Source organism: Flavicella sediminum, from assembly GCF_006381105.1.
Classification (GTDB): Bacteria; Bacteroidota; Bacteroidia; order Flavobacteriales; family Flavobacteriaceae; genus Flavicella; species Flavicella sediminum.
In genome coordinates this window covers 200,642-223,773 of sequence record NZ_VDET01000001.1, presented here as the reverse complement: position 1 = coordinate 223,773, position 23,132 = coordinate 200,642, and the positions used below count along the sequence as shown (strand labels likewise).

The window sequence follows — 23,132 nt, the reverse complement described above, 5'->3', positions numbered from 1 at the left end:
TTAAACCAAACTTAAACCTATCTTGAAAAAAGTAACGAAGAAATCACTTTCTAAGTCTGACTGTAGAAAGTATTACCATACGTTCTATACTTCCTTGTGTTTATTTGCGAATAAATACCTGCGTGATTTGGAACTTTCTAAAGATGTAGTTCAAGAAGTTTTTATCAAACTTTTAGGACAGCAAAAAGAGTTTTCTAAAAATGACTCCGTAAAAGCTTATTTGTATACGTCGGTTAAAAACAAATGTTTGGATCATTTAAAAAGTAATGAATACCAACTTAAAAATAAACTTACTGAAGACGATATCAAAATTTTAGCCTCTGAAAGTTATTTTGAAAAAGAACTTTTGCTAGAAGAAACTTCAAGAATAGTAGACAATGCCCTTAATACTTTGCCAGAAAAATGCAAACAAATAATTAAGTTGAGCATGAATGGCTATAGAAATATTCAAATTTCAGAAGAATTGAGTATTTCGATAAATACCGTTAAAACTCAAAAAAAGATTGCGTATCAAAAATTAAGACCTTTGTTAGAAGGAGCCTTTATTGTTACGGCTCTATATTTCACTTTCTTTAGAAAATAAAAAAGTACTTCTCTTCCCTATAATTCCAGTCTCGAAAAAAAAATATTTTTTTTTCGAAAAACTTTCACCCCTTTTTAAAAATCAGTCGTTTTAGTTTATGTGGCCCTGTCTAAAATAACGATTGCCACTTTTAATAATGACGAGAATAAAAGAAATAGAAGAGGTCGCTAAAAAATTAGCCTCTAAAATAATCAAAGACAAAAAGGTCGATCCTTCAGACAAAATCATGAAGGAGACAACTAATTTGTTTGGGACTGATGATGCTAATGAAATTCTTGAAACAATCAATGACCCTAAGTTCAAAAAGGATCATGAGATCATGGCTCGAATTATAAACAAATCTAAAAAACAAGATTGGAAAACTTTAGAAGCGAAAACACCTAAAAATGCTAAATTAATTTACTTCAAAAAATTCAGCAAAATAGCCGCTATTTTCATTTGCACATTAGGAATCGCTTATGCCTATTTAAATTTCGATTGGCCAACTAATCGAATCACTCCAGTAAACATAAAAACTGGTGCCATTACTTTAAAACTTGACAATGGCCAAACTGAAATTATTTCAGAAACTGGAGAACGTAAAATCATCAGCCAAACCGGAGAAGTTGTTGGAAATCAAAAAGGAACAAATTTAACCTATGCTATTGTTTCTCAAAATTCATTAGACAACACAGATAAAGAAATTGAAAAACCTACCGAAAAATTAAAATTCAATGAATTGACTATTCCTTATGGCAAAACCTTTCAAATTACCCTTTCAGATGGAACCAAAGTGTATCTTAACTCTGGAAGTTTTATTAAATACCCTGTAAAATTTCTTAGAGGAATGGACAGAAAAGTAAGTATCATAGGAGAGGCTTATTTTGATGTAGCCAAAGACAAGGAGCATCCTTTTATAGTAACAGCTAACGATATAAATGTTCGTGTTTTGGGGACTAAATTCAATATCTCTTCTTACCCTGAAGACGCCATTACAAGCACCGTTTTGGTGGAAGGAGCCGTAAGTCTCTATCAAAAAGGCAAAAAATATTCAAACGCCACTAGCACTTTATTAACTCCAGGAAAAAAAGCCTCTTGGCATAAAAAAAATAACCGAATTCGCATAAAAGCAGTTAACACCGACATTTATACAAGTTGGATTGATGGGAAGATTGTTTTTGAACATATGAAATTTCACAATATCATAAAAAAATTAGAAAGACATTACGATGTGAAAATTAGTTGTAACAATCAAAAACTATTTGTGGAGACTTTTACAGCCACATTTGACATTGAAACCATTGAGCAAGTATTGAATTCATTTGCAAAAAACTCACCGTTTAGCTATACAAAAAAAGAAAACCAAATAATTATACACTAAACTAACTAAAGCCATACTACTTCATGACATGACCACTTACTAAACTCAAAAATGCGTTATACATAAAAATCGGAAAATGCTGGAACATTCCCCGATTGGATATAGCGTATTCAATAACAAATTATTAAACCACTTAATTCAAAACAAAAGTATGAAAAATCTCATTAATTTAGAGAGGTATTCTCTCTATACTCTAAAGTTTGATTTAAAAATGAAACTAACCGTTTACTTATTTTTAATATCACTTTTTCAAATCCAAGCTAGCACCTATTCTCAAAACACCAAAATTTCTTTAAACCTAAAGAAAGTTAGCATTGAAAAAGTACTCCGAGAAATTGAATCCAAAACAGAATTCAAATTCTTATACAACGACAACCAAGTTGATTATAAGAAAATTGTATCCGTAAACCACAAAAAGGAATCAATTTCAACAATTCTTCAGCAATTATTTACCAATACAAAAATCAACTCTGAAGTCTTAGATAAACAAATTGTGCTTGTAGTCGACAAAAAAAAATCGAGAACAGCTGCTGAAATAGTACAACAAAAAACAATTTCAGGTACCGTAAAAGACGATACTGGAATGCCATTACCTGGCGCATCTGTTTTAGTAAAAGGAAGTAATTCAGGAACAACAACTGATTTTGATGGTAATTTTTCATTAACAATAAGTAAAAACGCCACAATAATTGTTGTTTCTTATGTAGGTTTCGAAAGCCAAGAAATTGCATTGGGAAACAAACTAAGTTTTTCTATTAAGATGGCACCTAGCGCTTCAACGCTTGATGAAGTTGTTGTTATTGGATACGGAACTGCACGTAAACAAGATGTCGTTGGTTCAGTCTCACAAGTAACTTCTAAATCATTTGAAAACCAACCATTAACTAGGACTGAAGATGCCTTACAAGGTAGAGCATCAGGAGTAAAAGTTACTCGAAATTCTGGACAACCAGGTGGAGAAATTAAAGTTCGTATTAGAGGTGTAAATTCAATTACAGGAAACAACAACCCTTTGGTTGTTGTTGATGGTGTTATTGGTGGTGATTTAAGTTCCATCAACCCTAATGACATTGCTTCTATGGATGTACTTAAAGACGCCTCTGCAACCGCTATTTATGGCTCAAGAGGTTCTAATGGTGTGATTTTAGTTTCAACAAAAAAAGGAAAAGGAAAAGGAAAAATAAGCGTAGATTATTTCCTTTCTATAGACAATGTACCTAAATACATACCAACACTTGGAGCAGCAGATTTTGCAAGAATAGAAAATTCTAGTAGAGCTAGAGTAAATTCACCTGCTATTTATACCGACCTAGAAATTGCAGGTTTTGAAACAAATGGAGGAACTAATTATCAAAAAGAATTACTAAGTCAACAAGGTATGACTCAAAACATTCAGCTGTCTGCTAGTGGGGGTTCTGAGGACGGTAAAACCAACTACTTCCTTTCTGGTAATTATGTTAACCAACAAGGTATGGTTATAGAAACCGGTTATGAGAAATATTCTTTCCGTTCCAATGTAAACACTCAGCTTAATGACAAATTAAAAGTTGGGTTGAACCTATCCGCCATACGAGCAAAGACTAAAAACAACTTAAATCAGTTTAATTTATTTGAAGGTCGAAAAATATTTCAAGCACTAACTTGGGATCCAACAACACCCATTTATAACGAAAATGGAGATTTTAATCTATATTCATTAAAAAGTGTCGCTAGTGGAACCTACAACCCGATAGCAGATATGCGTAATTCTAATATCGAAAATGTTCGGGACAGAGTCGATATCAATTTTAATGCTTCTTATAATTTAACAGACAATCTTACCTATTCAGTTGTAGTGGGAGCCAATTCTATCAATACAGCACAAGAAAACTATATCGTTAGTATGACCTTGCCAGATGCTACCTACAGTGGAACTAGAACTACAGGATATCAAGTAAGTAATATTTTAACATGGGCTAAAACTTTTGGGAAGCATAATATCTCCGCCACTGGATTGTATGAATTTTCACAAAGTGAATATAGCCAAAATGGATGGGCATCAACAGATTACCTTATTTCAGGAAATTTTCACTTAACCGAATTAGGTCAATCTTTTAGAGCTTCAAACATTTACAATAAATCTGGAATCCAATCACTTATGGCAAGAGCTGCTTACGTCTTCGACGAAAGTTTATTCGCTACTGCTACTATCCGAATGGACCAATCTTCTAGATTTAGAAGTGATCAAAACACAGGTTACTTTCCTTCAGTAGCGTTAAAATACAGCTTCAAAAAAATGGACTTTCTAAGTAATAGTGAATTCTTAACTGATTTTGCTATTAGAGGAGGCTGGGGACAAGTAGGGAATCAAAACGTAGCTCCTTATGTTACTTATCCAAGTTCTGAAATTGGAGGAACCGATGCTTCTTACCCTTTTTCTGGAGGAGCAACTTCGCCTGGTGCGATTCCTGATGGTTATGGAAACGAAAACTTGACCTGGGAAACAACAACACAAACAAACATGGGAGTTGATCTTGCTTTTTGGAATGGAAGAGCAAACTTAAGTATTGATGCTTACAAAAAAAACACAACAGATCTACTATTAGATGTTCCTGTACCAGGAACAAATGGTGGTGGAGTAATTACACAAAATATTGGTGAAGTTGAAAATTACGGAATGGACTTATCACTAGGTGGAAATCTTATTAGGAAGGAAAATTTTAGTTGGGATTCTAACTTTAATTTCTCCTTTGTTAAGAACAAAGTCGTTGACTTAGGAGGTGTAAACTCCATTCAAGGATCTTTTGAAGCTACAGACGGAACACAAGCCTATTGGAATGTTATAGAAAAAGGAGAGCCCCTAGGACAATTTTTAGGTGCTACTTTTTTGGGAACATGGAAAACAGCAGAAACAACAGAAGCGGCAGTATACGGTAGAGCTCCAGGAGACCCTAAGTACTTAAGAGATGAATCTGGTGCTATCGTTTATCAAGCTATTGGAAACGGTACACCTACAACATTTTGGGGATTCAGTAACACCTTCACTTATAAAAATTGGGATTTAAATGTATTCTTACAAGGAGTTCACGGGTTTGATGTTTATAACACAATGCGAGGGACAATCAATGGTCCACAAAAAAGTTTTTTATCACCAGACCAGTTAAACCAATGGACTCCTGAAAACGAAACAGATATTCCTGCTGGCGGACAAAGTATTATTGGTTCTTCACGTTTTGTAGAAGATGGAAGTTTTATTCGATTACAAAGCTTAGCTATAGGATATACGCTACGTAATATTGGTTCAATTGAATCATTGAGATTGTTTGCTAGTGGTCAAAACTTGTTTTTGATTACAGATTATCAAGGCTATGACCCTGAATTAACTTCTGTAGCTTCAGATCCAAATGAAAGAGGGAATGGAGATGTTGCTGCTGGTATTGACGCTGGTGCCTTTCCTAATCCTTTAACTATTTCTTTAGGTTTTAAATTGAATTTTTAACAAAAAAATTGATCAAATTATGTATACAAAAAATAAAATCATAAAACACTTAAGTAACAGTATTGCCATCGTTTCTATGGTATTTGCAATGTCATTGCAAAGCTGTATCGACTTAGATGAAGATCCTGCCAAATCTCAATTGGCACCTGGACAATTTTCATCTTTACAGGATTTTAATTTAGGAGTAACGGGCGTTTATGGAAAATTACGTACAGCGGCTCAATGGACAACTTTTAACGTTTTCGGATGGGCTGGTGACGATATGACCACACACAAAGCGCTAAATAAAGCTCCATTTAGAGAATATGACCAAATGAATGTTTCGGCTGACAACCCAAGAACCTTGAGCAACTGGAAAGATGTTTACTCAATGATTCGCGCAGTAAATGCTGTGATAGAAAGTGCACAAGGAATGACTGTAACGGATCAAGAAGGATATGATAGACTTCTAGGTGAATCACATTTTTTAAGAGGAACACTTTTTTTACATATGTCTAGAATTCATGGTAGAATTCCATTACCATTAACATCTGTTCCTGATTTTGATATCGAATTGGCAACACAAATTAAAGTTTATGAACAAGTTGAAAGCGACCTATTACTTGCGGAAAGTTTACTTCCTGTAATTTATCCTGGTGTTGAAGCAGGAGCTCCACGCCCAAACAAAGGAAGTGCAGCTGCCATACTTTCTCGCTTGTATATGAATTGGGCTGGTTTTCCAGTAAAAGACAACACCAAATACACAGATGCCTCCGTTATGGCTAAAAAAGTAATTGACAACAGCGCTGCTCATGGATTTGGATTACTAAGTGACTTAAATGATTTATGGAAAGTAGGTAATCGATTTAACAAAGAATCTGTTTGGACGATTGCCTATAGCAATCCTAATGGATTAGGAAATAGGAAATATGGTATATTAGGCTATCCTAGTGATGTAGAAGGGGGTTGGTCTGAGGTTTTTGCTGAAGTTCGGTTTTTTGAAGATTTCCCTGAAGGACCAAGAAAAGAAGCAACCTATAGAACTGATTTAGACTGGAAGAATTTTAGCGACCAAGTACAACCTGTATTCACAAAAGTTGCGGGACCTCTTGGAGACCTCCCAAGTCAATGGTCAACGGATAGAAATGATTTTTATATGCGTTATGCAGAAGTTTTATTAAACTACGCTGAGGCATCTGGTAGATCTGGTGCAAATAGTCCGGATGCCTGGGAAGCCCTTAATCAAATTAGAAGACGAGCAGCTGGAAAACCGTTTGACACACCGGACCCTACAATTGATGTCACTTCTGGAGACTTAGCCGAATTAGCTTTTACAGAAAGAAAATGGGAATTAGCAGGTGAGTTTTTACGCTATAATGATTTGGTTAGAATGGAGAAAGTTGCAGATGCTTTGAACAATGACGCTCGAACACCTTTAGATCCGAATATTCCAATAGCAAATCCTGTTTTAGGATCCTTAGCTACAGATAATTATTACGCTCCAATTCCACAGATAGAAGTAGATTTAAATCCTAATTTAGGAAAATAAATAATTTTTGAGTTATTTATAATTAGTCGCGGCAAATCAACTAGATGATTTGCCGTTACTTTTTTACAAAAAAAACTTAATTAATTTCCGTACATTCATCTAAACACTGTATAAAAGCACCTAATTTAAACAGACAATATCCATCATTTTTAAAGACCACTAATTATGCTAGACTTTCTTCTGAAAAATAAGTCTAATTCTTATTTTTACATGGCAATAAGCTCCTTATTCTTGCTATTTCAAATAGCATGTAAACATGCTGACCCGAGTTCCATTAATAATGTTTCTAAGAAAAAACTATTCACAGTACTTCCTCCTGAAGAATCTGGAATTCATTTTACCAATAATCTTGAGGAAACATTAGAAATGAATTATTTTCAATACAACTATACATATATAGGTGGTGGTGTTGCCTCTGCCGATTTTAACAACGATGGCTTGGTTGACTTATTTTTTATTTCAAACACCCATGAAAATAAACTGTATTTAAACAAAGGAGATCTTAAATTTGAAGATATTACGGCTAAAGCAGGTATTGTAAAAAAACAAGGATTTGATGCAGGTGTAACTGTTGCAGATGTAAATAATGATGGATTTGTAGATATTTATATTTCTCGAGGTGGATGGACGGACACAGATAATAAATTCTCGAATCTTTTATACCTAAACAATGGTGATTTAACATTTACTGAAAAAGCTGAAGAACTTGGTATCGCAGATGCCAATAGATCTATCAATGCCGTTTTTTTTGATTACGACAATGACAATGATTTAGACTTGTATGTAAATAATACACCTGACATGACTAAAAAGCCTGAACTGGTCGATTTTAAAAGCATTCAAAATAATCCTGAAACAATTACAAGAAAAGGTTCTGATCACCTGTATCAAAACGATGGAACGGGACATTTCGTAAATGTTTCTGCAACAGCAGGAATCGTACCTGAAATAGGATTTGGATTAAGTACTTCAATAACAGATTTAAATAACGATGGGTGGTTGGATATTTATGTTTGTAATGATTTTGACATTCCAGATTTCATCTACATCAATAATAAAAACGGAACTTTTTCTGAAAAAAGAGAACAGTTTGTAAAACACATGTCTTTCAATAGTATGGGAAGTGACATGGCCGACATCAACAATGATGGATTGATTGACCTAATGGCTTTAGACATGAATCCTGCCGATTATATTAGATCCAAAACAACCATGGGAATGACCTCTAAAGACAACTTTACTTCTATGGTTGAAAAAGGTTATCATTACCAATACATGCACAACATGTTGCAATTAAATAACGGAAATGCAACCTTTAGTGAAATAAGTCAAATTGCAGGTGTACCAAATACAGACTGGAGTTGGGCGGTACTTTTAGCAGATTTTGATTTGGATGGGCTGAATGATGTATATGTTACCAATGGTGTTTTTAGGGATGTTATTGACAAAGATAAAAACAATGAAATTTTACAAATCCTAAGACACAATAAACGAAAACCAACAAAGGAAGATTTTTTAGGTTTTGCCAAAATGTTACCTCAACAAAAATTAAGCAATTACTTTTTCAAAAATAAAGGAGACCTAACATTTACAGATGTTTCTGATGAATGGAACGATGTAAAACCCACATTCTCTAATGGAGCCATTTATGCCGATTTGGACAATGATGGCGACTTAGATTTAGTTGTAAATAACATCAATGAAGTGGCCACGGTTTTAAAAAACAATGCCATTGAAAATACACAAGGAGATTTTATAAAATTAAATTTTAAAGGGCCTGAAAAAAACACTTTCGGAATTGGAGTAATCGCAAACCTTTATCTTCAAAATGGAAAAAAACAAACGCGTCAATTAATCAATTCTCGTGGTTTTCTATCTGCTGTTTCAAACACTCTCCATTTTGGAATTTCGAAAAAAGATACCTTAAAAAAAATAGAAATAATTTGGTCTGATGGTCAAAAAGAAATTTTAAAAACGGCAAAAAAGAATCAATCCATTTTGATTTCCTATTCTAAAGCAGCCAATGAGAAAACTAACTCTACAGAAAAAAAACATCCCTTATTTCAAAAAACAAAAACAAACATCACGCACATTGACCCTATATTCGACGATTACAATGAACAAATTTTATTGCCTCATAAATTATCTCAAACAGGTCCAGCTATTTCTAAAACAGATATCAATAAAGATGGTATTGAAGATCTTTTTATTGGAGGTGGTGCAAACCAAGCCTGTCAAATATTAATAAGTCAAAAGAACGGTACATTCAAAGAACTAAAGTCTAAAGACCTAATTGCCGACAGTCGTTATGAAGATGTTGGTGCTTGTTTTTTTGATGCAGATAACGATGGTGACCAAGATCTATATGTGGTAAGTGGTAGTTATGAATTTACTCATTCTCCCCGTTTATTAGTGGATAGATTATATATTAATAACGGAAAAGGAATCTTTTCTAAGTCACTAAACAGTATTCCTGAAATTGCCAGTGCTGGTTCGGTAGTTATTGCAGCAGATTATGACAATGATGGTGACCAAGATTTATTTGTGGGTGGTCGAGTAGTTCCATCGAAATATCCCTATGCACCAACCAGTTATTTGCTACTAAACAACAACGGGAAGTTTACCATAGAAACGAAAAACTTAGCATCGGAATTAGAACACGTAGGTATGGTAACTGATGCTGTGTGGTACGATATAAATAACGACAAAAAATTAGATATACTCGTTTGTGGTGAATGGATGGGAGTTGAAGTATTTCTAAACTCTAATGGTAAATTAACAAAAAGTACGGAATACCCACAATTAAGTTCTGCTAAAGGCTGGTGGAACAAATTATTAATTGCTGATATTGACAATGATGGAGATCAAGACATTGTTGCGGGGAATTTAGGATTGAACTATAAATTCCATGCAAACAAGGATAAACCTTTTCATGTGTATACACGTGATTTCGACTATAATGGTACCGAAGATATATTCTTAGCAAAAAACTACAAGAACAAACAAGTTCCTGTCAGAGGTAAAGGTTGTTCTACTCAACAAATGCCTCATCTCAAAAACAAAATAAAAACTTACAATAGTTTTGCCAACTCAGATATACAAGGAATCTTAGGAAACGGAATTAAAACGGCTTTGCATTATGAAGTAAATGAATTTAGATCTGGGGTTTTTATGAATAACCAAAATAAATCGTTCAACTTTGAACCTTTTGTCAATGAAGCTCAAACCTCTCCTATAAACAGTATTATATTCCATGATTTTGATAAGGATGGCTATAAAGATTTACTTTTAGCAGGAAACAACTATATGTCTGAAGTGGAAACGACAAAAGCAGATGCCGGAATTGGAACTTATCTGAAAGGTGATAAAAACGGACACTTAACTTATAAATCTAATAGAAATACTGGTTTTTATGCCGATAAAGACGTTAGGAATATGGTTCTTATTAATGGAAAATCGAAAGACTATATTTTTATTGCAAATAATAATGATACGCAGGAAATCTATTCTTTTGAGAAATAAAAAACTAAATCATCATAAACAAAAAAGAGCTTGTCTATACCGACAAGCTCTTTTTATTTTTATACTAAGATTCTCTACTTCTAATGTTAACTATTCTACTGTGTTCTAAAATCAAAAACAGGTGATACTGATTCATTCCCATGATTATCCTTGGTAACAATCCTCCAATAATACACCATATCTTCTGTTAAGTAAGAAACATTAAATTGCTGTGAAGACGTCATTCCTAATTTAGTTACAGGAGGATTCGCTGTATCCAAATAAACACCATACTCCAACACATCATTATCCAAATCACTAGCCTCCCATTTTAACAAGGTTGTCACACCTGAAAGTCCGCCCATAGTTGGACTTACAACTTTTGCAGGGAATGGCGCATAATTTTCAATCCCCAAACCGGCATTGTAAAAATCCCAAGTTTCACTCTCTCCAACACTTGTGTTTGTATTAGATTTTGAATAAACTTTCCAAGCATAGGAAACCCCTCTCTGTAAGGTTACCACTTTGTTGGTTGCAGACGCATTGTAACTATTTAAAGAATTTGTCATTAAATTGGTTACTTCCAAAATATAAGAATCTGTATTTTCTGTAGCGTTCCATTCAAAAGTCACATCACTTTGAGTCTCTGAAATTATCGTTCCTTCGTTACAAACAGCATCTTTTAACGGTCTGACCAATAAGGCTTCTTCTGGATCATTATTAATTGGATCCGTCTCTACTGAATCACCTCCTCCACAACTAAATAAAAACAACAGCGCATTAACAAGGACTAACCCTCTTCCTAAATTTCTCATTTCTTAATAATTTTTGATTGTACTTTGTAATTTTCTGAGCGAATGCTAAGGATGTATAAACCCGAAGGCATAGCAGACATATCAATAATCGATTCCGCTTCATTTAAAAAACCTTGACTTAGTTTTTTACCTGTACTTGTAAATAAGGCATAGCTAACTTTTTCTTTAACTGAAACTGAAGTTCGTATTTTTAATTCATTATTTACAGGATTTTCAAAAGTGAATTCAGGAGCTTGCCCCATAATTAGTTCTTCAAAAGTTCCTTGACAGGCTTTCGTTGTTTTTACGGAAACCGAATTCTCACCAGGCAACAATTTTAATTGAACATTATTTTCTTCGGTCACAAATATTTCCTCGTTAAATGTAACACGATACAAGTGGCTTCCTGATAAATTTAATTCTAACGTATTGTTAGCCTCATTTACCGAAGAATTCACCTCCAAATTAGCTGGTGCTTTTACCGTTACATCAAAACACTGCTTGTAATTGGCATCCGCGGTTGTTGTTAAACAAACTGTATAAGTTCCTGCACTCAATTCCTCAAAATTGGCAGTCGCCGTAAACGTTTTTTCTAAAGTAGTTCCTTCTATTTTAGCCGTATAGTTTAAGTTCTTTTTAGCATCAATAGAAATACTTCCATTGGCACCTCCTTCACATGAAACACCCGTTACTTGAAGTTTAAAATTGTCATTTTCCAAAGTAAAAACTGCACATCCTTTTGCATTCACACTGGCACCTACTGGCGTATCAGGACATTCGTCATAAGCATCATCTACACCATCTTTATCTGCATCATTTTTAGGCAACAACAAACAAACTTCACCTGGTAAATTATAACAACCCAAACCTGTTGGCCCTAAATTAGGATCCCAAGTAATACCAGCAACCCAATTTACGCTACCAACTTCATAGGCACCAACATCTGGCGCAGCTCCTGAAAAACCATCTGTTATTCCTGCAATTACTTTTCCAGCATCTACAGGAGAAGTATTTGGTTTTAAAGAATAACTATTATTTGTGGCATCCGTAAACACATCGGAAGTGATGGTTAAATTATTTTGCTTATCCGATTGCGGCTCCCATTTGGTATCACTTCCTAAATTGTTCCAAACTTTTACATTTGAAAAAGCCGTACCATCTTTATGCCAAGCGCCCATAACACCTGAACCGTTTAACAAGGTATTGTTAAAAATATCTATGTCCTTTCCATTCCAGTTAATTTGTACGGAAGTCCATTCCGTATTCCAAACCACATTATGATGCACTGAAAATCCCGCTGCATCATTATCTAAATAAATTCCAGCAGCTTTGGATTTTGTTCCACTTGAGGCAGCATCATGAAACCAGTTGTGATGAATTTCTGTGGTATACTGGGCTCCAACGGTATAAAACAAAGCACAATCATCCGCTATCAAATTACTTCTTGAAATATCGTTATAGGACAATACATTATTTGCTCCGCTATAATTTACAGCATCACGACCACCATTAAAAACAACATTATTTCTAAACTCACTATCATTCATACCTCTTAACACAACGGGTGCGTCATATGAACCTAGAAAATTAAAATCATGGATCCTGCAATCTATTATTTTATGTCTATTTCCACGAACACTCAACCCTGTAGAAGCGCCAAATGCTATTTCACATTTTTCAATAATATTATCAGATCCTTGAACAAAAACGCTTGCTATACCTGCACTAAAGCTTGTAAAAACACCTTGGGTTTGAGAACCATAAAATGAAGAAATTCCGAACAACTTATTATTTGTAGTTTTATTATTTCCGTTTTGGTTCCAAGTTGAGGTATCGGACATATTGATACTTCCTCCAAAAACGGCTAAATTTTTAATTTCGATATATTTTTTATTCACCAAATTAATTACCTCTTCCCTCCTTCTCATTTTTACCTCCCCATCTACCGGAGCCGTTCCACTAGGCAATTGCACAAATAATTCCTTTGTGCTAGCATTGAACCACCATTCATTTTGGTAATCTAATGCTCCTTTTACGCCTTCTAAATAAAAATCACCTTTATCTGCAGGTGCATGAAAGGTTCTAATCCAATTTGGGTTTTTATCCAAATTAAAATTTACTCGTCCTGCAGTACTACTGGTTATTGTAGATTTCCATGCCAACCATCCTGACCCACCTTTATCTCCATAAAAAAACACGGCTCCATTTGTCCAATCTATTGCTGGAATCGTATTTTCAGTCAAATAAGCACCGTTAATTACGTCACCGCCACTTCCTCCAGAGTTTCTTAGTGTATTTAAGTCAAAAGGATTGCTTGAATTTTTATTAGGCCATCTTGCCAAATCCAAAGCCGTGTCATTGTTCATTACAAAATTCTTTTGCCCTAAGCTTGAAAAAGGAATTGTTGTTTTATAAATAGAACCACTGTCTTTTGTCCAACCCGACAAAGATTGCATGGCAGAAATCACTACTTTTTCTCCTGGATAAGATTGAAAAATAATAGGATTTCCAGCTGTTCCTGAATTGCTAGGTTTTAGCAATTCTTCATAAACCCCTTCACGTATATAAACAATATCGCCTGCTATGGCAACTTGTGCCGCTTTGGTTAAAGTTAAATAGGGACTTACTTCTGTCCCTGCATTTGAATCGTTTCCGTTTTTTGCTACATATATATCTTTGGCAGAAATGACAGCACAAAAGAGAAAAACAGCATATTTAATGGCGCTTTTAATTGTATTCATAAAATTTTTAATTAGTGAAAGTTTACAGTATTAATGCGGTGCAAGCTAGTGGTAAGCTTTTTTTTGAATACATACAGATGTATTTATTCCTTGTCTATATGTTCACTGTTCCTATAAGGAGGTTCCATTTTAGAGTCATTTTATCATTTGCCTAAAAACAACTTTAGCAGCCGTTTGCACAGCCACCACATAAACCCCCGATTTCATAAAAGATGTCACTAAATTAATTTTTCCTTCTTCCACTTTTTTTTTCGAAGTAAATACTAAATTTCCAGTGCTAGAAAATAAATCTACCTTAGCAAACTCACTTTTATCAATTCCTAAATCTATGGTAATTGCCTCCTTAAACGGATTTGGATATACGTGTATTTCTTCTCCAATAGCAACATTTTCTAAAAATAAACCTTGGCAATCAGCATCTGTTTTTACTTCTATTTGATTGGCTCCATTCTTTAATTCCAGTATGTATTCTGAATTCGCTGTGTGTATTGTTTCCTTATTATGACGAATGCTGTAACTAGAACCTCCTGTAAGATTTAGTACCATTATTTTGTCTTCTTCATTTATTTTTGATGCTACCGTTAAACTTTCAGGCTCTTGAATAACTAAAATAAATTCACTTTTAAAATTGACATCCGTGTCTGAAGTAACGACCAACTGATACTTTCCTGAAGCTAAATTTTGAATGCTATAATTGCTTGAAAATTGGTAAGTCTCATCAAAATTCTCTCCTGTCAACCTAGCTCTATAAGAATCTGAAATAAGTGGTTTGATTTTTAATTCACCTTTCATTTCTCCTGGGCAAGGATTCCCTATACTTTGAAGGCTGAATGAATTTTGTGCTTTGTCGTAAATATCTGTTGACAAGATCATGGAGCTTATTTTCCCACCCGTATCAGGAAATACAACTGACACATTATTACTTTCATTTAGTAAACTTGCTGGAAAAGGAATTTCAATCATTCCAAAATAATCATCTCTATTTGCTTGGTCGTAGCCAGGATAATTAACAGGAACTTGAACTTCTACACCATTTACTTTGACTAAAGGTTGTTTTGTAACATCGTGTTTTCTTCCAATACTCATTCTTAATTTCGCAAAACCATCTCCAGTTGCAACATTGTTAAAACTGTATGTTATTTCCTTGTTTGCTTCAATTTTTTCTAAATTATTGGCTGGGTAGTATAATTTTGTTCTTAAAGCATTGTCAAACGCAAGTCCATTTTTTAAATTGAATTCTATAACTACGGTTTCATCTTTTATCAATTCTAAAGAAGTCAAATCGTCGACAACAGTTTCCGTATACGAAGCCAAAGCATCGACATAAACTTTTAAAGATTTCACTTTTACATTGATTAGATCCGTCAACGAAGTCAACATTTTTAAATCTACTGTTTGACTAACTTCATCTAGGTTGCTTAAGGCAATATGCATTTTATTTCCATCAACAAAAGCATGCGATTGTATGTCTGGATTGTCACTTTTAATAAAAACCCGCTTGCCTTTGACATCCTTCCATAGTTTGTAAAAATTTATTCTAGGGGTATACTCCCAACCCGCAGGAGTAGGTTCTCCAATATTTGTAGGTTTCCAAAGTACTGCTTGATAAGGTTGGTAATTATTCGCCTCATTTATATGCCAAGTCGCTTTCCCTGTAATAAAAGGGATAGAACAGGTTAATCGATCTTCTCTATCCAATAAATTAAATAAGATATGATTGATAGAAATAGTGGTTTGCGCACTGGCAATGTCGCTATAAGCATCTCCGTATCCTTTTTCAATAGCTCCATATTCAGAAATTGCATGTGGTTTTACAACGCCCCATTTCATCATGCTATAATTCTCGATCAAATCTAAAATAGCTTCAGAATTACTTCCCGATCGTTTGTTGTCTTGTCCTTCTACATTCACACCGTCGTACAAATGTGTGGCAAAACCATACATATGCTCACCAGCCGTATCCATAAACATTTTCATGTTCTCTTCCCAGTGTCCAAAATCATACAATTCTACAGAAGGCCAAGCAGAAGAGTAACCAATAACTTTTATTTTGTTTAGCAAGGCATCTTCTTGAATTTTTTTACCCACTTCCTTGTAAAACAAAGCCATTTGTTTTTTAATTCGATTGTTCTCTGCCGCATTCCAACCGTCATAAAAATCTGAAGCATGCACAAATGGTTCGTTCATTACCTCCACATATTCTGGTCGCCCAGCATCCGTTTGAAAGTCTTTAAAATATTCAACCGCCCAATTTGCAGCCTTTTCAACATCCATTCCATCAACAAAAGCAGAACTTGGATGCTCTGTACTTATTTGCCCTCTGTTGACTTCTTTTGGATTGTTATTTCCGTTTTTACTTGCCGGATACACGCCAACCGAACCTGTTTTTGATTTTGCAAACGAAAAGGCACCCCAAAAACTTCTTCCACCAGTTACATTATAATCTTTTCTAAAGGCAGCTTGCTCTTTATCCGTTCCTGAATCGTGAACAGAAAAATATTTAGTCCTATCCAATTCCGAAACCTCATTAAGAAACCGCTGACAAGCAATATCAATTGTTACGGTGTTATTTTGTGCATAACTCGTAATTCCTAAAAAAAGGAAAAGCACGCTGCTTTTTCTAAAAATTGTCTTGAGGTAATTTTTATTCATGTATCAACTATTTTATCCTTACAAAGCTAATTGTACCTTGCTTAGATTGTAGTGACAGATGTATTTGATACTAGAACGAATGTGTTTTGTACTTTTAAAAATTTGTTATTCTATGTCTTGTTTATTCTGTGTTTACTTGTGAGATTACATATATAAGACTTATAATTAAAGATGTAATAAATCATTATTATCAATTGGTAGTTTTGGATGAGGTGCTATTTGTGTAAATAGCTATTGTGATATTATTGAATTCTAAAAGTAATACGTTAAAAAAACTTACAATAAATGAGTTTAGTTTTATAGGGATTCCACTAAAAATTACAATTAAAGACAAAATCTTTAATAAATCATTTATATGTAAGCTGTTATCTATTTTTACTTAACTAGTATTTTCTTGTTTATCTGACCTTTACTGGTGTTTATTTTAACAATATACACTCCACAAGACATTTGGTTTTCTGTTTTTAGATTGTAATAATTTTTGTCTTCAATAATTTCCCAAAGACCTACTTTTTTCCCAAGAAAGCTATATAATTGTACGCTTGTAATACTTAAATCGTCATCTTTAGAAATAATAATACTATTATTATTTGAATAGACCTTTATATTAGTTATAACAAGGTTAGAATTATCATTAGACAATGCTGAACTTTCAATAAAAGTCAACGCAAACCGATCTGAATATATACCTTCTTCTAATTGAAACGTAGCAGAAGCATTGTTTATTTTCTGTGTTTGATTTGTAAGCTTATCTTTTATAAAAACATCTTGATCAATGTCTTTTATTTCATCTATCATTATAGAAATTGATCCATTGTATCCCATATTAATTACCACAGGAACTTCTAAATTAGCTGTAATTTCTTGCACACCAGCAATTACATAATGAAGTTCATTATTTGGAAATTTCCAGTAAATATCAGTAGTACTCATATCATACATTTCAGAGTCATATCCTTTATCAAAAGCAAAAGAATTTGATTCATGAAAAGAAACTCCTATTTGACGGTGCAGCCGATTTTCTTGAGCATTTGTAAAGTTCATTCCTATTTTTAAAAGCGGTAATTTAAATTCTTTAATTTCTTTAGATTTGGTATTTTTACCTTTAAAGAATACAGATGAGCCAGTTTCTTCTATTTTATATTCTCTTTGGCTATTGTTAAAAATAATTGGGCCACCATCAGTTGGATCTCCTTGAATAAAAAATCCTTGGCCGATTGCAATATATGGCTCTACAGTAAAATATGAATCATCATATACGCTTCCGCCAGTATCTGGTGCACATTCTGTTTTTCCATCACCATCTTTAAACCATACATTATTTATGTAAATAGAATTTTCATCATTAGAAGTAAAGATAATATTACTGCCACTTTCTATACACAATTTAATAATTCTATTTATGTAATTACCACTTGTCGCAGTTAAAAGAAAGTCACCTCTATTAACATTATTTACGTTAATATTAATACTTTTAGCAACAGATGATTTATAATGAACTCTTAATGTATCTACACCTCTGGAAATATTAGAAAACTTAATATATTCATTTATATCATTCAATTCAATAACTGTTTTACTATCATCATCTATTGATGTCCCCTCTAACTCGTTTGCATCTTCAGCCTCTAAAGTGAAATCTACCGTAGCGTTTGCATTATTAGCAGATACTCCCATAGCTATATTTCTAGTAGCATAACCCCCCACATATCCAGAAAAAGAATGTCCAGCAATTCCTTCAGCAGAACTTTCCCCTACATGTTGCCAAAAATATAACGTTGCAGTAGTAGAATTTATATTGTCTTCTATAAATTTTTTAATACTAATTGCGGATGGAAAAGGGTTTCCTATTAAATAAGATTCATCTTTACCAACAGAAGCTATAGTATTAAAAGTTCCATCATTAGGAGTTCCTACAAAAGTATAGTTTTGCGGTCTTCCTGGTCCTTTAAAGATAAAGCCATCTCCTTTGCTTATTTCAAGGTTTTTATATTTATGAGCCCAATTAGATCGCCCATCTGCGTTTGGAGAATAGGTATACATCCAACAATCAGCCAAAGAGATTGGGTCTGAAGTATCTCCATCATAACCGTCAATAAACGAAATGTTTTTAGCTATAGTACCAATAGCAGTTGTTGCATCTAAAGAAGTGGTTCCATCTTTTAAAACAGCATCTAAATAGTAGGTACTTTCTCCCATTGTATTTACAGGAGAACTCATGTAGTTGTACCTATATAAACTAGGTACTAAAGAGTTTTGATCTACTAATAATTTTCCGTCACCAACTACTTGAGACACGCCTGTATGTGTTTGTATTAATTGAGACGAACCGATTAATCTAATTTCATCATTAGTAGCCGTTAGTGTTATAGCGTTAGTAACCACTAATAAATTATCAGTAATAGCTAATTTACTATTGTTATTAACAATTAGTTTTCTAGCACTTAATCTGCTACTTATGTGGTTGTAATCTTCATTGATGGCAATATGTCTAGACCTGTCTGGAAAACCATTAGACCAAGAACTACCTATTCTAGATGTAATATTTACCTTGTGTAAGCCTAATAACGTATTAGCATCTATATTCGCGCTTATTATTTCAGAAATTAAAGGATCATGAGGATGTCTTTCTGGGCCTCCGGAAGCTAAAACTCTATAAGGGTCTAGCGCTGAGTCAACAAATGCTATCCATTCAGTTGATGTATAATTTTCATTGGGTAATAAAATTTCATCAATCCTTACAAAAGAGGTATTATCGGTTATAGAAGTAACTTCTTCATACCTAGACGCATATGAAGCAACGTCATTTATTGAAGACAATGTGATAATATCGTTTCCACTTATAAAGTCTGTTAAAGAGTTGTTAGTAACAACCGAAGCAAAAACATCTATATTAGTAATTGTATTAGAAGTGTTTTTAATTAAAATAGATTTTCCAGCAGCAATTGAAGTTGTAATTAGATAAGTAACATCTGGTGCTATACCAGATTGATCTCCCGTTTTATCTATATATAATTGAATATTAATTAGATTAGCCGCAATGCTTTTGGTAGCATGAATATTTGTAATTTCAATCCATCTTTCATCACCAAATTGATATATTTGAGTAATCATAGGAACTCCATCATTAGATGCGTCTCTATAATCTACATCTCCAATCGTAAGAGCATCTTCATCTTCATCAGAAAAATTATCTGTTTGGGTATTGTCAAATATTCCATTAAGATCTGTATAACCTAAGTCAATATTTCCAGTTTCTGCAAGGTCATTTAAACCATTATCTCCAAAGGTACCCGTAGATACTCCATTACCATTTTCGGGTAAACCACTACCAGATTCTATAACATCAAAGACCCCATCTCCATCAGCGTCTAAATCTAAATAATCTGGAGTAATGTCTGCTCCTACAGTTGCATTTTCATCTGTATTTAGTGGCACAATACCAATGGATCCTGTTCCATCTGAACTTCCATTTGGTGTTGCATCGTATGCATCATCTAAACCATCATCATCAGAATCTATACCTGTTGGTATACCATAATTTTTTGTAGACTGTGCTTCAATATTGTCTGGGATACCATCGTTATCTGCATCTAAATCTAACTCATTAGTAACCCCATCCCCATCGAGATCAATACAATCTTCAATAGTATCTAAAATACCATCATTATCATCATCTATATCTGCGTCATTATAAATACCATCACCATCAGTGTCAATGGCTGTTAAAGAGATGGAGGTAACACATTCTGGATCTCTATACAAAATACTTGTATTTGTATTAATTGCCCCCTCCGTAGAAAGTTGTCTACCTGCTAAAAACACTCCTTCACCTGAATTACAAGCCCCACCATGTGAGAAGAAATTACCTTTTAGAACAGATCCAGAACCAATAGTAACTGCACCAGTAATAACACCGGCACCACCAAGCCAAAAAATATTACAACGTTTTGCACCATTGCTTAAAAGCATTGTTGTCTGTGCTGCTATGCTAATAGCTCCTCCAAACCTAATTACAAATATTGCATCTGGATCTCCTGCCGCATCAAGAGTAATAGTTCCTGCTATAGATCCTGCCCCAGTTACATGATAAACTCCAGGACTAAGGGTTTCTCCTCCACCAAAAGATGGAGCTAAATGAACACCTGTCACAGGTAAAAGCATCAGTTTAATGTAAGCACTATCTAAATCTATTTTAGCTTGTGCTGTAAGAGCATCTGCTATATGTTCTGTTCCTATATGAATCGAATTCCCAAAACCAGCTATCCCTCCCGAGTTTGTACCAATTTTACCATTAACTCCTGTAATACTTGTGTTACCTACAGCACCTATATTCGTATAAAGTGAAAATTCTGAAACAACCCCTAAAATATCTACCTCAGGAGCGGGTCCACAACCAAATTCACAAAATATTGGAATAGTACTTTTGCAAGGAGGTTGATAAACAGTTGCATTAGCTCCAGTGGTTATTGCTCCAGCCATGGATAACATTCTACCCTCTAGAGTAGCACCTGTACCAACGTCAATAGCCCCAACCTTTGAAAATAAAGTTCCTTTTATATTCGCATTTGCTCCAACAGAGATTGCTGCACCAGACATAAAAAACACATTACAGGATTTTGTACCATTTAGTAAAGTAACTTCTGCGTTAGCGCCAACAGTAATTGCCCCCATGAATTTAATAATAAAGAATGCATCAGGGTCACCACCACCATCTAGAATAAGCTCTCCTCCTACCGACCCAGCAGCGGCAGTGTAATATACACCAGGAGTAATCGTTTCTCCACCAAAGGCAGGGGCATGAGTACCATGGTAATCAACAAAAATATCGTTAAGATGAATATAGGTTCTCATTAAATCGAACCTAGCTTGAGCTGTATCATCAGTCGCCTGGTATTTATCGCCCACAAAACTTCCGGTTATGGCTCCCGCATTGGTACCAACATCTCCTGTCCATACGGCTCCAGCCCCATTTGTAATTCCTCCTTCTCCACTGAAACCTTCAAAAGAATCAATTATTCCTAATTCAAGTGTTTGACTGATACTTCTGATTGAAGTAAAAAAAAGAAATATTGTTATTGCAAATAAAAGTATACCTTTTTTCATATTAATGTTTTTTAATAAACAGAAATTCTACTATTAATTATCTGTTTAGAATGCAAAGTACCGTTATGTTTAAGTGATAACAGTCAGTACATTTACCTATTCTCATTAAATAAATGAAAACACATTGGGTATAAATACCTAATATATATATATGGTAATTATATAGTTTTATATATCTTTTATTAGAGCTGTTAGATGTAATTCTTAATAGTATTGGGGGACTCTATTTTTTGAAATTTATAGTCATTAGAAGAATCTGTTTTCTTACTCTATTTCTATTAATCTATTTCTAATAGCATACATTATAAGTTCTGCTGTGTTCTTGCTTTCTGTTTTTTCTAAAAGGTTTGATCTATAGGTGTCAATAGTTCGTTGACCTAAAAAAAGTATTTTAGATGTCTCTAAAGTAGATTTTCCTTTACAGATTAATTTTAAAACCTCAAGCTCTCTATTCGTTAATTTTGGCAATATTTCTATACTGTCTTTAAAATTAAATAGGTTTTTATTTAGGTTGTCTAATTTAAACACATTACCAGCTAAACAAGATTGTCCTTTATAAGTAATTACAGTTCCAAATAATTCAACCAAGATAGCGCTTGAGTTTTTATGAGAAGTTTCAAATTTAATAGAGACAGAGCCCGTTGAGGCTTTTAAACAACGGTCTAAATCATTTAAAATGTTTTTTTTGTTACATTTTTTTTCATCCAGGAGATCTCCAATATTTACACACGCAAAATCATCGTAATTGTAACCAAAAATATTTGCTAATATATTATTGTAAAATAAAAATTTACCGTTATTATAAATGTAAATACCCAATGTTGGGTGATTTATAAGTGCTTGAAATTTTTCGTTGTTAATCTGCTTTAATGTATCATATTTTGCGAGCCGTGTATTTATAACTTTCAACAATTCATAAAGATTGAAAGGTTTAGTTATATAATCATCAGCTCCCAATTGCATTCCTGCTCTTATGTCTTCAATTTCTGTTCTTGCAGAAAAAAAGACTAAAGGAATGGTAGAAGTAGCCTTAATTTGTTTAATTGTTTTATAGAAATCGTACCCATTCATATTAGGCATAGATATATCGCAAAGTATCAGATCTGGTAAATATTTTAAGGTTTGTTGCACGCCTACAAGTCCATCTTCTGCTATGTAAACATCAAAATTTTGACCTTTAATGAACTCGGCTGTATTTCCTCTTAAGACATTGTCATCTTCGATGATAAGTATTTTTTTCATTTAAAAAATTGTAATAATCAGTTTTCTATGTTAGACTTATAGATACAGAATTATTTCGATTATTAAATTAATGATGGAATCTGCCTTAATAATCTCTCGTTATGCGGCAAAGAACATATTTTTAACAACAAAGCAGGTCAGTACATT

10 protein-coding genes are annotated in these 23,132 nt (G+C 33.8%); 5 read left to right on the top strand and 5 right to left on the bottom strand.

From position 1 onward, the window contains the following. The first annotated feature begins 22 nt into the window (after nucleotides 1-22). From FGM02_RS00630 to FGM02_RS00610, 5 genes are all read left to right on the top strand, one after another. A complete protein-coding gene (locus FGM02_RS00630; protein WP_139955922.1) occupies nucleotides 23-583 on the top strand; it encodes an RNA polymerase sigma-70 factor in 561 nt (186 codons plus the stop codon). Between the two features lie 136 nt (nucleotides 584-719). Continuing rightward, nucleotides 720-1,943, top strand: a complete 1,224-nt coding sequence (locus FGM02_RS00625) for a FecR family protein (RefSeq protein ID WP_139955920.1) — start codon at nucleotides 720-722, stop codon at nucleotides 1,941-1,943. A 211-nt stretch (nucleotides 1,944-2,154) separates the two neighbouring features. Then, nucleotides 2,155-5,421 (top strand): TonB-dependent receptor, encoded by a 3,267-nt coding sequence (locus FGM02_RS00620; protein ID WP_166461107.1) that lies wholly within the window; start codon nucleotides 2,155-2,157, stop codon nucleotides 5,419-5,421. A 19-nt stretch (nucleotides 5,422-5,440) separates the two neighbouring features. Continuing rightward, complete coding sequence (locus FGM02_RS00615; RefSeq protein WP_139955916.1) at nucleotides 5,441-6,949, top strand: RagB/SusD family nutrient uptake outer membrane protein; 1,509 nt, start codon at nucleotides 5,441-5,443, stop codon at nucleotides 6,947-6,949. Between the two features lie 165 nt (nucleotides 6,950-7,114). Further along, the gene (locus FGM02_RS00610; protein ID WP_243739316.1) at nucleotides 7,115-10,471 is read left to right on the top strand and encodes a VCBS repeat-containing protein; all 3,357 of its coding nucleotides are present in this window, start codon (nucleotides 7,115-7,117) and stop codon (nucleotides 10,469-10,471) included. Nucleotides 10,472-10,566: 95 nt separating this feature from the next. On the opposite strand, the gene FGM02_RS00605 is transcribed toward FGM02_RS00610, so the two are convergent. The 5 genes from FGM02_RS00605 to FGM02_RS00585 all read right to left on the bottom strand — a co-directional run bounded on the left by FGM02_RS00605 (nucleotide 10,567) and on the right by FGM02_RS00585 (nucleotide 22,985). Next, the gene (locus FGM02_RS00605) at nucleotides 10,567-11,265 is read right to left on the bottom strand and encodes a hypothetical protein (RefSeq protein WP_139955913.1); all 699 of its coding nucleotides are present in this window, start codon (nucleotides 11,263-11,265) and stop codon (nucleotides 10,567-10,569) included. Next, nucleotides 11,262-13,985 carry a right-handed parallel beta-helix repeat-containing protein gene (locus FGM02_RS00600; protein ID WP_139955911.1) on the bottom strand — a complete coding sequence of 908 codons (2,724 nt, stop codon included), beginning with the start codon at nucleotides 13,983-13,985 and terminating at the stop codon, nucleotides 11,262-11,264. The genes FGM02_RS00605 and FGM02_RS00600 overlap by 4 nt, the downstream gene beginning before the upstream one ends. A gap of 135 nt (nucleotides 13,986-14,120) precedes the next feature. Continuing rightward, nucleotides 14,121-16,637, bottom strand: a complete 2,517-nt coding sequence (locus tag FGM02_RS00595) for a T9SS type A sorting domain-containing protein (protein WP_166461106.1) — start codon at nucleotides 16,635-16,637, stop codon at nucleotides 14,121-14,123. 375 nt (nucleotides 16,638-17,012) lie between these two features. After that, a complete protein-coding gene (locus FGM02_RS00590; RefSeq protein WP_139955909.1) occupies nucleotides 17,013-21,743 on the bottom strand; it encodes an ice-binding family protein in 4,731 nt (1,576 codons plus the stop codon). Nucleotides 21,744-22,007: 264 nt separating this feature from the next. Continuing rightward, a complete protein-coding gene (locus FGM02_RS00585) occupies nucleotides 22,008-22,985 on the bottom strand; it encodes a response regulator (RefSeq protein WP_139955907.1) in 978 nt (325 codons plus the stop codon). Nucleotides 22,986-23,132: the final 147 nt, after the last annotated feature.

Coding starts and splice junctions, on each gene's coding strand:
- FGM02_RS00610 (WP_243739316.1), top strand. CDS start 7,115: ATGCTAGACTTTCTTCTGAAAAATAAGTCTAATTCTTATTTTTACATG.
- FGM02_RS00615 (WP_139955916.1), top strand. CDS start 5,441: ATGTATACAAAAAATAAAATCATAAAACACTTAAGTAACAGTATTGCC.
- FGM02_RS00585 (WP_139955907.1), bottom strand. CDS start 22,985: ATGAAAAAAATACTTATCATCGAAGATGACAATGTCTTAAGAGGAAAT.
- FGM02_RS00620 (WP_166461107.1), top strand. CDS start 2,155: ATGAAACTAACCGTTTACTTATTTTTAATATCACTTTTTCAAATCCAA.
- FGM02_RS00595 (WP_166461106.1), bottom strand. CDS start 16,637: ATGAATAAAAATTACCTCAAGACAATTTTTAGAAAAAGCAGCGTGCTT.
- FGM02_RS00590 (WP_139955909.1), bottom strand. CDS start 21,743: ATGAAAAAAGGTATACTTTTATTTGCAATAACAATATTTCTTTTTTTT.
- FGM02_RS00625 (WP_139955920.1), top strand. CDS start 720: ATGACGAGAATAAAAGAAATAGAAGAGGTCGCTAAAAAATTAGCCTCT.
- FGM02_RS00605 (WP_139955913.1), bottom strand. CDS start 11,265: ATGAGAAATTTAGGAAGAGGGTTAGTCCTTGTTAATGCGCTGTTGTTT.
- FGM02_RS00600 (WP_139955911.1), bottom strand. CDS start 13,985: ATGAATACAATTAAAAGCGCCATTAAATATGCTGTTTTTCTCTTTTGT.